A 646-nucleotide genomic window follows, 5' to 3' on the forward strand; every position below is an offset into this window, starting at 1 on the left:
CCGCGTCCGGCACCGATCACGGCGAAATCCAGAACCTGGCTTTCCATCATCCATCGCTCCATTTTTTCCAATGAGAAAATTATCCGATAAGAAAAAAATGAGGCAAGCCCCTGGTCCTCGTGGTTTTCACCGGGTACGCCGGACAAGAAAAAAAGGGACGGCGCCTGGCCGTCCCTTTTTGCAACGCACGCCTTGTGCTCAGGCTGGCGGCAGCTTCCCGTCCCAGCCACCGGCCAAGGCCTGGTACAGCGCCACGGCAGCGCGCAGGCCGCGCGCACGGCTGTCGGCGGCGGCGTCCTGGGCCGCGTAGAGGTCGCGCTGCGCATCCAGCACTTCGTACAGGCCCACGCTGCCCAGGTGGTAGCGGCGCAGCGCCAGCTGTTCTGCGCGCTGGCGCTGCTCGGCGGCCTGGGCCAGGTGGGCATCCTCGGTGCGCGTGCGCTGCAGGCGCACCAGGGCGTTCTCGGCGTCCTCCAGCGCCAGCAGCACGGTCTGCTGGTACTGGGCCAGCGCGGCCTGGGCGCCGGCCTCGCTGGCCGCGATGCGCGCCCGCACGCGGCCCACGTCGAGGAAGGACCAGACCACGCCCAGGAACACGCTGCTGGTGGCGCTGCCGCCCTCGAACAGCGCGCCGCCATGCACGCGG

Annotated in this window: 1 protein-coding gene; it reads right to left on the reverse strand. The window is 68.7% G+C overall.

Annotated elements, in window-relative coordinates; translation table 11 throughout:
- Positions 1 to 198: 198 nt before the first annotated feature.
- Positions 199 to 646 (reverse strand): TolC family protein (locus L995_RS28175; RefSeq protein WP_047474672.1); only part of this gene is annotated, 448 nt, incomplete at its 5' end.

The organism is Delftia sp. ZNC0008, assembly GCF_000799035.1.
Lineage (GTDB): Bacteria > Pseudomonadota > Gammaproteobacteria > Burkholderiales > Burkholderiaceae_C > Comamonas > Comamonas tsuruhatensis.